This window comes from Castellaniella caeni NBRC 101664 (assembly GCF_001592225.1).
Taxonomy (GTDB): domain Bacteria; phylum Pseudomonadota; class Gammaproteobacteria; order Burkholderiales; family Burkholderiaceae_B; genus Castellaniella; species Castellaniella caeni.
On sequence record NZ_BCWN01000002.1, the window covers coordinates 82,591 to 96,045 of the forward strand.

The 13,455-nt window shown below is 62.4% G+C and carries 17 protein-coding genes; 16 read left to right on the plus strand and 1 reads right to left on the minus strand.

The annotated features are described in order from the left end of the window. The first annotated feature begins 30 nt into the window (after nucleotides 1–30). The gene (locus tag CCA01S_RS01565; RefSeq protein ID WP_066453100.1) at nucleotides 31–708 is read left to right on the plus strand and encodes a TrbM/KikA/MpfK family conjugal transfer protein; all 678 of its coding nucleotides are present in this window, start codon (nucleotides 31–33) and stop codon (nucleotides 706–708) included. A 30-nt stretch (nucleotides 709–738) separates the two neighbouring features. On the opposite strand, the gene CCA01S_RS15555 is transcribed toward CCA01S_RS01565, so the two are convergent. After that, on the minus strand, nucleotides 739–1,053 hold the full coding sequence (locus tag CCA01S_RS15555; protein WP_146030665.1) for a hypothetical protein: 315 nt from the start codon (nucleotides 1,051–1,053) through the stop codon (nucleotides 739–741). A 30-nt stretch (nucleotides 1,054–1,083) separates the two neighbouring features. Between CCA01S_RS15555 and CCA01S_RS01570 the strand changes: the two genes are divergently transcribed. From CCA01S_RS01570 to CCA01S_RS01635, 15 genes are all read left to right on the plus strand, one after another. Further along, entirely contained in the window at nucleotides 1,084–1,782 is a 699-nt protein-coding gene (locus CCA01S_RS01570) for a lytic transglycosylase domain-containing protein (protein ID WP_066453101.1), read from the plus strand. 123 nt (nucleotides 1,783–1,905) lie between these two features. Beyond that, a complete protein-coding gene (locus tag CCA01S_RS01575) occupies nucleotides 1,906–2,226 on the plus strand; it encodes a TrbC/VirB2 family protein (protein WP_084386316.1) in 321 nt (106 codons plus the stop codon). A gap of 3 nt (nucleotides 2,227–2,229) precedes the next feature. Then, entirely contained in the window at nucleotides 2,230–2,433 is a 204-nt protein-coding gene (locus tag CCA01S_RS16350) for a hypothetical protein (protein ID WP_373278688.1), read from the plus strand. Between the two features lie 18 nt (nucleotides 2,434–2,451). Then, nucleotides 2,452–2,634, plus strand: coding sequence for a VirB3 family type IV secretion system protein (locus tag CCA01S_RS16355; protein ID WP_373278689.1), 183 nt, complete (start codon nucleotides 2,452–2,454; stop codon nucleotides 2,632–2,634). Further along, a complete protein-coding gene (locus tag CCA01S_RS01585; RefSeq protein WP_066453104.1) occupies nucleotides 2,631–5,060 on the plus strand; it encodes a VirB4 family type IV secretion/conjugal transfer ATPase in 2,430 nt (809 codons plus the stop codon). Before CCA01S_RS16355 ends, CCA01S_RS01585 begins: the two co-directional genes overlap by 4 nt. Before the next feature lie 104 nt (nucleotides 5,061–5,164). Then, nucleotides 5,165–5,716: a hypothetical protein gene (locus CCA01S_RS01590; protein ID WP_066453107.1), complete on the plus strand. Its 552-nt coding sequence runs from the start codon at nucleotides 5,165–5,167 to the stop codon at nucleotides 5,714–5,716. 190 nt (nucleotides 5,717–5,906) lie between these two features. Further along, entirely contained in the window at nucleotides 5,907–6,281 is a 375-nt protein-coding gene (locus CCA01S_RS01595; protein ID WP_066453109.1) for a hypothetical protein, read from the plus strand. Nucleotides 6,282–6,359: 78 nt separating this feature from the next. After that, a complete protein-coding gene (locus CCA01S_RS01600) occupies nucleotides 6,360–7,064 on the plus strand; it encodes a TrbJ/VirB5 family protein (RefSeq protein WP_066453112.1) in 705 nt (234 codons plus the stop codon). Nucleotides 7,065–7,181: 117 nt separating this feature from the next. Beyond that, nucleotides 7,182–8,027 (plus strand): TrbL/VirB6 family protein, encoded by an 846-nt coding sequence (locus CCA01S_RS01605; RefSeq protein WP_232304937.1) that lies wholly within the window; start codon nucleotides 7,182–7,184, stop codon nucleotides 8,025–8,027. A 105-nt stretch (nucleotides 8,028–8,132) separates the two neighbouring features. Further along, entirely contained in the window at nucleotides 8,133–8,270 is a 138-nt protein-coding gene (locus CCA01S_RS01610) for a conjugal transfer protein (protein WP_066453116.1), read from the plus strand. A 3-nt stretch (nucleotides 8,271–8,273) separates the two neighbouring features. Further along, on the plus strand, nucleotides 8,274–8,960 hold the full coding sequence (locus CCA01S_RS01615) for a VirB8 family type IV secretion system protein (protein ID WP_066453118.1): 687 nt from the start codon (nucleotides 8,274–8,276) through the stop codon (nucleotides 8,958–8,960). A 27-nt stretch (nucleotides 8,961–8,987) separates the two neighbouring features. After that, on the plus strand, nucleotides 8,988–9,815 hold the full coding sequence (gene virB9, locus CCA01S_RS01620) for a P-type conjugative transfer protein VirB9 (RefSeq protein WP_066453120.1): 828 nt from the start codon (nucleotides 8,988–8,990) through the stop codon (nucleotides 9,813–9,815). Further along, nucleotides 9,812–10,969: a type IV secretion system protein VirB10 gene (virB10, locus tag CCA01S_RS01625; protein WP_066453122.1), complete on the plus strand. Its 1,158-nt coding sequence runs from the start codon at nucleotides 9,812–9,814 to the stop codon at nucleotides 10,967–10,969. Before virB9 ends, virB10 begins: the two co-directional genes overlap by 4 nt. Continuing rightward, nucleotides 10,947–11,966, plus strand: a complete 1,020-nt coding sequence (gene virB11, locus CCA01S_RS01630) for a P-type DNA transfer ATPase VirB11 (protein ID WP_066453125.1) — start codon at nucleotides 10,947–10,949, stop codon at nucleotides 11,964–11,966. Before virB10 ends, virB11 begins: the two co-directional genes overlap by 23 nt. Before the next feature lie 125 nt (nucleotides 11,967–12,091). Continuing rightward, nucleotides 12,092–13,009 (plus strand): TrfA, encoded by a 918-nt coding sequence (locus CCA01S_RS01635; RefSeq protein WP_066453127.1) that lies wholly within the window; start codon nucleotides 12,092–12,094, stop codon nucleotides 13,007–13,009. Nucleotides 13,010–13,455 lie beyond the last annotated feature (446 nt).

Genomic DNA, 13,455 nt, shown 5'->3' on the forward strand with positions numbered 1-13,455 from the left:
CCTCTTCCCCCTTTCCCGGAGACATCCCCCATGCAAACCCTTCCCGCCCTGCGGGCTGGGGCGCTGGCGTTCGCCTACGCTCTGGCTCCTATTGCCCATGCTGCCGACTCTACCGATCTGTTGACCGGCATCCCGCGCCTGGCCTGCGAAGCCACGCTGTGCCTGTCTTCCAGCCTGCGGCCTGGTGAATGCAGCCCATCGCTGGAGCACTATTTCGGCATCAAGCGATTCAACCGCCATGGCCTGGACTGGGGTGCCACCGTTGCTGCCCGCCGGTCCTTTCTGGGCCAGTGCCCAGCCGCAGCCGATCCTGGCATGCCGGAACGGGTGGAGGCCATCTCGCACGGCGCTGGCAAATGCGATGCCGACTACTTGAACCGCAGTTATGCGGACACCGCCTACAAATGGCGCAAGCGCGGCTATCGCTACGATGCGGCGACCGGCAATCAGGAGCCCGTCTACGAAGTCCACACGCTGAAGACGGTGACACTGACCCAGCTGCCGACCTGGTGCGTGGCCTACAACGATCACGATTGGACCTATGAGCTGTCCGTGCGCTACGTGGGCCGACCCACGATGGGCGGGCACTGGGTCAAGGCCGAGGACTACGAGGCCGCCCAGGCCCGCTGGGATGCAGAGCACGGCGGACAGTGGGCCCAGGGCTGGAACTTCTCGATGTCTGACCCCAGGCAGCGGGCTGGTCTCTGAGCGGAGGATCCCAAAAATCTCCCCCCTGCCCTACTTCACACCTTTATCTTTACCAATGTATTTCGGGTAATAGGCCTGATCAGGATCATCAACCAGCGGCACGCTATCTATCCATTCAGGCCTCTCGATCTCCTTGCGCCTTTTTTTGTCTGCCTCCGCCAGCTCTGGCAAACCTACAGTAGTGATCAATGCAATAGGTCCAAACAGAGCCCCCCAGACAAACCAGCAGAAACCACAGCGATTTTTTTCACTGGCGACATACCCGGAAAAAATGGCACATGCCAGCCAGGCGACGATGACCCAAATTCCCATCACCCCAGTAAATAACCACACCATAGATTTCATCGCCTTTTCACAAAAGAAACTGATTATGTCATGAGTATAAGTTTTGTCACTCTTGCCCTGGCCTGTGCCCCTAATATCCACCCTGTCACCCTGGAAGCCCTGATCCGACATGAATCTGGTGCGCGGCAATACGCCATTGGCGTGAACCGCAAGGGCAAGGCTCTGCCCCAGCAACCGCACGATCTGGAAGCGGCCAGCCGGGCCGCTGAAAAGCTGATCGCCCAGGGCATCGACTTTGATGCGGGCCTGGGCCAGATCAATGTGCGCAACTGGGACTGGCTGGGGCTCACCAGTACCACGGTCTTCGATCCCTGCCGGAATCTGGCGGCCGCCCAGACGGTGCTATCCGATTGCTATGCCAGGGCGCTCAACAGCCATCGGGATCAGCAGCAAGCCCTGCGGGCGGCGCTGTCCTGCTACAACACGGGCAATTTTCACCGGGGTTTTGCCAATGGCTATGTGGGCAAGGTGCTGGCACAGGCCGGGATCCAGGTTCCGGCCCTTAAGCCTGTGACTCACCCCGGCAGCCCATCAGTGGATCCAGCAGCCGCTGCAGAAACGGGCACCGCCGCATCACATCCAGCCGCTAAGACGGCGGGCAACGATCCGGAAATTCCGGATCGTTCACCCAAGCCGCAAGACAGATCCCCTGACGCAGGCCAGCAGGGCACGCCAGACGGTTTCACAGCCCATCCCGCAGCCGACGGCTTCACGCAGCCTGCCCGCTGATTCAGCCCCAGCCCCAAACCGCTGACCAGGCCATCAAGCCCGCGTCAGACCTGACCCGGTCACTTCCCATTTCCTTTTCTCATCACCCCAGCGCACCACCGCGCCTGGGGCAGGAGCCATACCATGCAGATACTGAACCACATCAAGATCAAGACACTTCAAGGACGATTCGCCCGCACCCTGGCGACATTCTGGATACTGGCTGGGGTCCATCAGGGTGCATTGGCTCAGTCCATGGGCGGCCTTTCACGCGCCCAGACGACGCTGCAGACCTTGAAGGACAATCTGGACGTGATCCTGCCGATTGCCGCCGTCATCATTGGCGTCATTATCTTCGTGCTGTATTCCGCCGAAGTCATGAGGAAGGACGACGCCATCCGCTGGGGCATCGGCGTGCTGCTCGCGGGCTCCGCTGCGGAACTGGTCGTGCTGCTCTGGAAGTAAGCCATGGCGGCACACACCAACAGCACACGACCGGGCCACCAGGATGCCACCGCTCAGACACCGGCCACCCACCAGAATCCCAACACCTACCCCGTGTTCAAGGGCCTGGGGCGCAAGGCGACCTTCATGGGCATTCCCACGACGCTCATGCTCGGGGCCTTTGTCTGCATCGCGGTCATAGCCATGACGGCAGGTCTCGCCTGGTAGGGGTTGCTCTTTGTGGTGATGCCCGCTCTGACCATTCTCACCCGCGACGACGACAAGGCACTCGACGTTCTGTGGCTGGAGTTCAAGACCCGGCGCATGAACCGCAACCAGCGCTTCTGGCGCGGATCCAGCTACGCCACCCAGGGCTATCACCGACAACGCCCCTGGCGCAGCCTCATTCACCGAAGGAATCACCCATGACAGCAGCTGCAGCTCTCGCCGTCGATGAACGGCTGGTTTCCCGCTACCTGCCCTATTCCCACCACGTCACAGACCACATCATCGCGTGCGACAACCATGAATACCTGGCAGTCATCAAAGTGGCAGGCCGTGCCCCAGACGCCTACGCGCAAGGCGAACTGAAGGATTGGATCGAAGCCCTGCACAACGTGCTGCGCGGCCTGCCCATGGGTTCGCTGGGTCTGTATTCGCACATCATCCGCAGGCGCGTGACGGAATACCCGGAGAGCACCTTTGCGCAGCCCTTTGCCACCCGGTTCGATGCGGCCTATCGGGCCACGTTCGATACCTCGGGCCTCATGGTGAACGACCTGTACCTGACCGTGCTCATCCATCCGGTCGAAGACCCGGTGCTGGGCACTTTTGCGAGCCTGGAGAAGGCCGACCGGCAGCGCCTGGCGCACTGGCAGGCGGAATCCATCGAACGGCTGACCAGCACCTTGCGGGCGCTCACGGCGGGCCTGTACCGCTACGACCCCCAGGTGCTGTGCATCGTGGACCGCAATGGCTTGGCCTTTAGCGAAACGGCTGAATTCCTGGGCTTCCTGCTCTCAGGACTGCATCGGCCTATAGCGATCAGCCGGGAGCGCCTGCGCGAGACCCTGCCTCATGCACGGCCGATTTTCGGGCGGCACGGGGAGCTCGGCGAACTGCGCACAGTCGCGGGCTCGCGGATCTTTGGCATGATGGAATTGCGCGACTATCCCGAAGCCACCAAACCCGGCCATCTGGACCGCTTGCTTGGCTTGCCCCATGAATTCGTGCTGACCCAGTCCTGGGGCAGCCACACGGGGGCTGCAGCCAAAAAGCTTGTGAAGAAGCACCATAAGCTGCTGGTCGATTCGGGTGACGATTCGGCCAGCCAAGTGGCACAGCTCTTGGACGTGATGGATGACCTGACCTCCGCGCGGCTCGGGCTGGGGGATCACCACGCCACGATCCTGATCTACGGCGACACGGCCGAAGGCGTGCGCCAGGCGCTCGCCCAGACGGCTACAGCGCTGGCCGAAGACGCGGTCGGTTTCCGACCACTGGATCGGGCTCTGGAAGCGGGGTTCTGGGCGCAGCTGCCGGGTAACTGGCACTGGCGACCCCGGCCAGTGCCGGTCACCTCGCTCAACTTCCTGTGCTTTTCCAGTCTGCACAACCAGCTCACCGGCAAGCCTGCGGGCAACCCCTGGGGGCCCGCAGTCACGATGCTCAAGACCCAGACCGGATCGCCCTTTTTCTTCAACTTTCACGCTTCCACCGAAGACCTGGACGAGACGGGCAAGCGGCGGCCTGGCAACACCATGATCATCGGCATGACCGGCACCGGCAAAACCGTGCTGCAAGGCATGCTCCTCACGCAAGCCCAGAAGTTTGGCGCGACTTGCGTGGTCTGGGACAAGGACCAGGGCATGCAGGTGCTCATCATGGCGCTGGGCGGGCGCTACTTCAACATCCGCCTGGGCGAAGCCACCGGCTGGAACCCGTTTCAGATGGAGCCCACCAAGGGCAATGTCGCCTTCATGGTGCGCCTGGTCGTGTATCTGGCCGAACGCCGGGGCGAAGCAGTCAGCACCCGTCAGCGGGCCGACATCACCCAGGCCGTGCAGCAGCTGGTGACGCTCATCGACCGGCCAGCCCGCACGCTTTCAACCCTGAACACGCTGCTACCCAACCCCTACAGCGAGGACGAGTCGCACAGCACTATCCATGCGCGGCTCGCGCCCTGGTGCCAGGGCGGGGAATATGGCTGGGTGTTCGACAATCCCGGTGATCACCTGGATCTGGAGGCCGCGAGCGGCAAGCCTGCGATCTTTGGCTTTGATCTGACGGAACTCTTGGACGATGATGACGTGCGCGGGGCCGCCACCCTGTATCTGAAGCATCGAATCGACGCCCTGCACGACGGTCGGCGCATCATCAATCTGTATGACGAGTGCCAGCATCCCTTGAAGGACGCGCATTTTCAGGAGTCCATGCAGGACGCGAGCCGCACGATTCGCAAAAAGAACGGTGTGCTGGCCTTTGCCACCCAGGAACCGGGGGCCATCACTGGAAACCCCGTAGGGCCGTCACTCGTGCAGCAGACCGCAACGCTCATCCTCTTGCCCAACCCCAAGGCCCGCGCCCGCGATTACATCGAAGGCTTCGGGCTCACACCTGCGGAATTCGCCCTGCTGCAAAGCCTGGGCGAAGCCAGCCGCAAATTCCTGGTCAAGCAAGGGGCGAGTGTCACCGTGGCGCAGCTGGACTTATCCGGTTGCGAAGACGAGCTGCTGGTCTTCTCCGGCAGCCCCGACATGGCCGAGATTGCAGAACAGGCGGTGGTCCAGGCGGGGCCGGATCCCGCCGCCTGGCTGCCAGTCTATCTTGCGGCCGTTCGACGGACTCACCGTTAGGCAATCCAGGCCCAAGTCAGGCCGCCATCACAAAACCGCCCGGGCCATTTTCGTGACGCCACGAGGATGACAGCACCGCGGGTCCCACACAAGGAAACCACACCATGCAGCATGAATCCCATGCTCTGGAGCGGCTGCGCGCGGACGAAACGCGCCGCCAAGACCTGGAGCAAGCCCGGCAGGATCATCACCACGACCCCGCCTTTTACGACCGCCTGGGCCTGGTCGGCCCTGAATCGGAACTCGATCCTCCCGAAGAACGCTTCCTGATTTCGATCTATGTCGAACGCTGGACGCCTGAAGACCGGGAGGCAGGCCAATTCAGCGAAGGCACCGCTGAAATCGAGCGCGAAGCCGTCGATGCGAACGGGCTGCAGCGCATCGGCCAGGACTACGGCCTGGACCTGCCTTCGGCCTCCGATCCCCGCCACACGCCCTATCTTTGGTTTTCGTCCAGCACCCCGCGCGAGGACCAGGAGTATTTCGAGCAAGGTGTACACAAGTATTACAGCCTGCACATCCACGAAGTGAATGGCCATCGGCCAGAACCGGCCGACATCCAGCGGATTGCTGATCTCATCGGTGTGCGCTTCGATCACCCTCTGCAGCTGCAGGCACCGACGCATGAACAGGAGGGCCCCGACCTATGTCTGTGACCCCTGCAAACCTTGACCGGCCACCCACCGCAGACGAAGCCATGGGCATGGCCTGGTGGAACATCCTGAAACCGACGGAGCGCGCGACCTGGCTTACAAAAGCTGGGCCCGCCTGCAGCGTGGCTGATACTTGGGCCGCCTTCAAACGGCACCAGGCGACCCCCAACAACCCATCACCACAGGACACCCCATGAACCGACGACATTTCATTGCCGCTACCGGCGCCACCCTGCTGACTCTCCTGGCCGGCTGCAAGACGGAGCCGGATGGAGAGAAGTTCATCGGGTATTGGAAATCAGACAAAGGCAATCACCCTGCACTTATTCACATCACACGCAACGGCGACAGCTTTCTCTTCAAGGAGACGGCATGGAGCATCGTCGGAAACGTGGGATACCGAACCCGCACGGTTCCTGCTGTCATCAAAGACTCTGAAAACGTGCTGGTCGTAGCCGACACGCTTCACCTGGCCTACGACGAAAAGGAAGACGCCATCGTGTCGGGCCGCACCAAGGCCCACCGCATTACCGAAGCGCAATACCAAAGCGTCATCAACAAAAGCTGATTCACCCGCGCAGCTTTATTTCGCGCACCCTGCAGGCCGACTGTAATCGGCCCTGCGCACCTTTTTCCGGAGTCCTCCATGACACGCTGCAAGTTGCTTGCGGCGGGCATCGCCCTGTCCGCTGCTTTTATGACCCCTGTCCACGCCAGTGGCATCCCCACCATCGACGCGGCCACCATCGCTCAGCTGCAGGAACAGCTGCTCACCGCACGAGACCAACTGAAGAACCTGACCGAACAGCTGGCCACCGCCAAAAGCCAGCTGGCCGCCTTCACCCAATCGAGCGGCTATGGCGACGTGGTCGGCAACCCCGACATCCGCCATCAACTGCGTGCGGCCCTGCCCGCCAATGCCCAGGATCTGCTGGATCGCTCTGGCGGCTCCAGCCTGGACGGAGATGTAAACCGCATCACGGACCAAGTAATGGGCCCAGTGAATTTTCAGGAGGATCGCCAGGCACTGTCCAAACGGGCGCTGAACATCGAGGCCACGTCCAAGGCCATGAGCCAACGTGCCTACGATTCGATGACCCGACGCTTGGCCAATGTGGATGCCCTGCAGGACAAGATCAATCAGACCACCAACCCCAAGGAAATTGCAGAACTGCAGGCGCGCATCCAGATCGAACAGGCCAACATCCAGGCCGAGCAAACCCGGATCCAGCTTGCCTCCCAGCAGCTGGAAGCCGAACGCAATCTGCTGCAGGCTCGTGCCGAACACGTCTACGGTGGCTGGTTCGGAAATGCCAACAAAGCTGGTGATGCCACTGGCGCAACCGAGTAAGGCAACATCATGTCTGGCCTGACTCCCCCTATCAGCCCACCCACGGCACCCAGCGAAATTGCGCAATGGGTCATGACCCAGACCGAGAATGTTCTGAGTGATGCGGTCAACAGTCCCATGCAAGCTTTATTCGAGGCCTTGATGCCGGTCATTGTCGTGGGCCTCACGCTGCAGTTCGTGGTCTACGCTTTCGCCCTGATGCACGGCCAGGGCGGCATGACCGTCACGGAGTTCTTTCGCAAAGCCATCCTGGTCGTCATCATTTCCTTGTTCTTTGGTGCCGGTGGGCTGTACCAGAACGACATTGCCAAAGCCATGATCGCCCTGCCAGACGACGTGACCGAGCTGGCGATGGGCACAGACAATGTGGCTCAGGAAGTGGACAAGCTCCAGAACGAAAGCAGCAAGACCTCGAACATCATGCTGGGTGCCGATGAAGATGGAGCGGTGCTGGGCTTTCTTCCTTCCACATGGAAGATACTTGTCAGCATTCTGGCCACTCTGGTACGCATTAACGCCGCAGTCCTGGGTAGCATCGTGATGGTCATCATTGTGGTCTGCAAGGTGGGCATGGCGCTCGTCGTGGCTGCAGGGCCCATCTTCATTGCGGCGACCTTGTTCGAGCCCACCAAGCCGCTTTTCAACAGCTGGGTCTCCCAGGCTCTGAACTTCGTGTTCCTGGCCTTGCTGGCAGGCCTCATCTTTGGCCTGATGCTGCAAATGAACATTCAGCTGATTCGCATGATTGCAAGCCAGATCAATGCCGGTGATCAGGACATCTTGTCGCTCTTTGGGGCCCAGATGCTGGTCGGCATCGCCAGCCTGGTCATCATGATCATGCTGCCCGGCCTGGCTGCAGGGCTGTCCAACGGCTTCGGTGCCCGTCTGGGCATCGGCGCAGCCGCCCACGGAGCCTTCTCGGTGCTGCGCCTGCGCAGCATGTTGCGCCCCCGCGCCAAGTAATCCATCTGCCGACCCTCTGGCCTTCTCAGACCCAGCAGTCGGCATTCCCCTTCTCTCATCTGCCTGCCCGACACGCTCGTCCGGCAGGCCAGGAGCCCATTTCCCATGAAATCCCTCATCGCCGCCCTGGCACTCACAGGGCTGCTGGCTGGCTGCGCCTTTCACGCGCCCCAGCCCCCGCAGCCCGCCGATTCTCCCCGCGTGCCGGTGAACGCCACGCCACCCTCGTTTGACGGAGCCTGAGCCATGGCCGACACCCTCAAATCCGAAGACATCGCCGCCTACCTGGAGCGCTCCCGAGGCCTAGAGCGCGACCATCTGGGCGAACTGGTGACCAGTCGCAAACGGGCCTGGCAGGTGGCACTCGCCGCGGGCATCCTGGCCTTGGTGGCCGTCGGCGCGGTGCTGGGCCTCACGCCCCTGAAGCAGCCACCCGAAATGTATGTGGTGCGCGTGGACGACGCCACCGGCAGCATCGAGCACGTCAGCCGCCTGGGCCAGCCGCTGGAGGACTACGGCCAGCGCATCGCCAAGTATTTCCTGAACAGCTATGTGCTGAGCTGCGAAGGCTACAGCTGGCAGACCATTCAGGAGCAATTCGATACCTGCGCCCTGCTCTCGTCGCCGCCCATCCAGACGGCCTACGGCAAGCGCTTCGAGGGCCCGGAGGCCGTCACCACCCGCCTGGGCACCCAAGGCACGGTGGATGTGCAGGTGCATTCCATCACGCTCGGGGCCAACCAGGCCGCCATCGTGCGCTTTTCCAAGACAGAACGCGACGTGACTACCGGCGACACCACCAAGGTGCGGCACCTGATTGCCACCATGGCCTACCAGTACGTCGATGTCCCGCTCACCGAAGCCGTGGCGCGGCGCAATCCGCTGGGCTTTCAGGTGACGCGCTACGACCTGGCCGCCGATCTCTCGCGTTGATGCCCCACTGCATCAGAAGGAAATCCCATGTTTGACCACCTACCCAGCCGTCAGGCGCTGGCCCTGATGCTGTGCCTGACGTTTTCAGCGCCCGCCCTGGCCCTGGAAACCCCCAGATCCTCGCGTCTGGATCATCGCGTGCGCTATGTGAACTACAACGCGGCCGACGTGATCCAGCTTGATGCCGTGATCGGTGTGGCCACCCACATCGTGCTGGCCCCAGACGAACGCTACATCTATCACGTCTTTGGCGACAGCAGCGCCTATGCCTTCACCTACAAGGACAATCACCTGTTCTTCAAGCCCACGGCCGAGGATGCCAATACCAATCTCATCGTGGTGACCAACCAGCGCGATTACAGCTTCCGGCTGTCGTACAGCGATAGCCGCAGTGCTCCGGCCCTCTACAAGCTGGTCATCCAGTATCCAGAAGTCGAGTCTCGAAAACGTGATGAGGCCGCCCAACAAGCCGCCATCGAGCGATCCCTGCAGGCGGCCCTCACTCGCGTGAACTGGCTGGCCTACACCCGCAGTGGCGATGCCACGATTGCCCCAGTCCATGCCTGGGACGATGGCCGCCAGACCTGGCTGCAGTTCGCGCCTGGTGCGGACATCCCGGCGGTCTACCGCGTGACACCCGACGGTCAGGAAGTCATCACCAACTTCCATATGGCCGACGACCGCACCCTGGTGCTGCACCGGACATCTGCCCTGTGGCATCTGCGCCTGGGCGATCTGGTGTTGGCCATCCACAACGAGACCTATGGCGCAACGCCGCCACCGGCCCATACCGGGACGACATCGCCTGTTGTGCAGCGTCGGGTGAAGCAAGCCCCAGCAAGGAATATCCCATGAATCATGAACCATACGGCGGGCCGCTGAACGATGCGGCCACCCACCCTGACAAAGCAGGCAAACAGGACAATCCTGGCCGCGATCACTCGAAGCTGGGTCGCGAGCCTCTCGACCTGGGCACGACCGGCCGCAGCACCCCGCGCGGTGCCCGGGCTTTTCTGTGGCTCACCATCCTCGTGGCCTTTGCGGTTGCCGCTGGCGTACTGGTGAAGGCCTGGAGCCGCGATACGGAGAAGACCAGCGCCACCGGCCTGGAGGCTGATCAAAGCGGCATCACCAACCGCCTGACGGCTCCCAAGGTCGAACGCCCGGCCCCTGCAATCAAGCCAGAAGCACCACCACCAGCCGCAGAGCCAAGCCACACCTACTATGTGCCGCCACCCATGCCTGCCGCACCACCGCCTGTGGATGAAGTGGCCCAGCGCAGGCTCGCCAGCCCCCTGAATGCCGGCGCTGCCGATGGCGGCGCTGCAGCCAACCACCCCACGGGGCCCAGTGGGCCATTGGCCGATGCCGGGCCGCTGGCAGACAAGCTGCGGCCGCTGGAGCTCGCTCCTTCAGTCGCGGGGCAACTGGGCAACCGCAATTTCCTGCTCACCCAGGGCACCATGATCGACTGCACGCTGCAAACCAAACTCGTGAGCACCCAGGCAGGGCTTTTGACGTGTCTGGCCACACACGACGTGATGAGCGCCAACGGCAAGGTGAAGCTGATCGATGCCGGAACCAAGTTCACGGGCCATCAGTCCGGCGGCATCGTACAGGGCCAGGCCCGCGCCTTTGTCACCTGGAACCGGCTGGAGACGCCTGCAGGCGTGATTGTGAACCTCGGGTCACCCGGCACCGGCCCCCTGGGCGAAGCGGGGCTGGATGGCCATATCGACAACCACTTCTGGCAGCGTTTTGGCAACGCCATTCTGCTGTCGCTCATCGGTGACTTCGGCAGCTGGGCGGCCAACCAGGGGCAGTCCGGCAGCAACAACATCCGCTTTGACAACACCCGTGAAGGCGGTCAGGAAGTCGTCGCAAAGATCCTGGAAAAGTCGCTCGATATTCCACCAACCCTCTACAAGAACCAGGGCACGCGCATCGGCATCATGGTCGCGCGTGACCTGGACTTCAGCCAAGTCTATGACCTTGAACCCATCCCCTGAGCCGCTGCCCTTTGACCGGGCGATTGCGGTCAAGACCTTTTTGCGGCCATTGGCCGCCCACCTGGCCGATACCGCAGCCACCGAGATTGCCATCGTGCGGGCGGGCGAGATCTACACCCGCATCCGTGGTGCCTGGGTGCTGCATGACTGCGAGATGCTGACCTACCCGCACCTGGAAGCCCTGGCCACGGCCCTCGCGGCCTACAACCACATGGCCAAGGGCCCCATCCTGTCGGTACTGCTACCGGGTGGCGAGCGCGGCCAGATCGTGCAGCCCCCAGCCTGCCTGGATGGGACGATGGCCATCAACATCCGCAAGCACACTCAGGCGGCCTTCACACTGGATGAACTGCAGGCGCAGGGGGCATTCGATGCGGTCGAGGATACCGCGGCGCAACGCGAAGCGGGTGGCCTGTCTGCGACGGACCAGCAGCTCATGGCGCTCAAATCCGCTGGCGACATCCCCGCCTTCCTGCACGCGGCCATTCTGGCGCGCAAGAACCTGGTCGTGGCCGGGGCCACGGGGTCGGGCAAGACCACCTTTGCCCGCTCGCTCATCGACCGCGTACCCGTCGATGAACGGCTCATCACCATCGAGGACGTGCATGAGCTCATCCTGCCTCGCCACCGAAACCGTATCCATCTCATGTATGGCGGCACGCGGGGCCGGGTCTCGGCCACCGACAGCCTGGCTGCCTGCATGCGCCTGTCGCCGGACCGGATCTTTCTGGCCGAGCTGCGCGGCCCCGAGACCTGGGATTACCTGGCGGCGCTGAATACTGGCCATCCGGGGTCGGTCACGACCACCCACGCCAACGGCGCCGCCGATACCTTCGACCGCCTGGCCGTGCTCATCAAGCAATCGCCCACGGGTGGCAATCTGGACTTGGCCACCATCCAGGCCTTCCTGCGCCAGACCGTGGACATCGTGCTGTATTTCGAGCGGTTCCGGCTGAAGGAACTGTGGTTCGAGCCGCGACGGCTTGGGCCTGGGTAGGCCAACCCGTCCCTCTCATCCATCCACGGCCTGCAGCTCCGTCTGCTGGCCATACCCCCCTGTACCCGTGTGAGGCGCTGCACACGACCAGGCAGGCCTTGTTCGGGCCTGTCTGGAGTATTTTTATGACCACATCCACGCGCCTGCCCTTTCACAACGACAGCAATCTGCTGCGTCTGTCGGCCGCCATGCAACGCGCCCAGCAAAAGGCCCAACAAGCCCTGGCCGCCGCTGCTGAAAAGGAGGCCCACACCCCGGCCCCCTTCATCGTGCCTGGCATCAATGAGACGGCCCGCGCCATTCCGAACTACATCGCCCGCAGCGCCATCTTCGCGCCCGTGCGCCGGGGCTGGCGAGCACTGCACGATGACACCGTCTTTCTGCAGGGCACGAACATTCTGCTCAAGGGGTCGGGCAAGCAACTGACCGAGGATCACGCCGACATCTGGATGCACGCCATGTACCTGCAGACCACCGCCTTGCTGAGTGAGGCCCCCACCATTAACCGCGCGGATTTCCTGCGCGGCATGGGCAGACCCACCGGGGGCAGCGCCTATGAATGGCTGCACGAAGGCATGAAGGATCTGGCGCGTTTTACCCTGTGCATCGAGGCTCGGCGCAAGAACGGCACGGTCAAGTACAGCTACGGCAACCACCCATCGGCCCGCGTACTGGCCATGATCGGCGGTTTCGATTACGACGAACGCAGCGGCAGCTACACCATCTATGCCGATCCCCGCTGGGCGCAGATCTTCAGCAATCGGGAATACGCCCTGGTGGACTGGCCCAAGCGCCTGCAGATGCGCCACGACCTGTCCAAAAGCCTGCAGCGCCTGATCGGCACATCGGCCGATACGCAGCAAAAATACAGCCTAGAGATCCTGAAGGAACGCGCCCAGTACACCGGCCGCCTGCGGGATTTTCGCACCACATTGGAGCGCAGCCTGGCTGAACTGGCGGCCCTGGAAGTGATCGCAGAGCCCCGAATCGAGGCCGCTACCCGAGGCCATGAGCAAGCGGTCTGGACCCGTCTGGATCGCTGAAAATCCATCGTCATAACATCGCGCCTGACGATTCAGACGAGGCCGAACAGGTCAAAAATTGATCAATAAACGACCGATTTTCGCTTGTGGATAAGTGTCTTTGAGCATCGGCATAAGATCGCGCCTGCATCGGCATAACATCGCGGCTTATCGGCATAGCATCGCGCCTTATCGGCATAACATCGCGCCGAGATTTTGGAAACCCGCATGGATAGGGGCTTTCCAGCCATCGAAACGCCTTCTACCTTTCTTCTACCTTATTTCTACCAGCAAGACCTGTGGATAAATCCGTCTGCCATCCAGCCTGATCGCCTCATCCCCAGATCCTCTCAGCCTGCCACGCAGCGCAGCCGTTTGCACGGCTGCATCGGTCAGCAAGGGATCGACACCTGCCCGCTCGGGCCACACCCCATCCATTCCCCCATCACCGCCCTGAACCCGCAGGG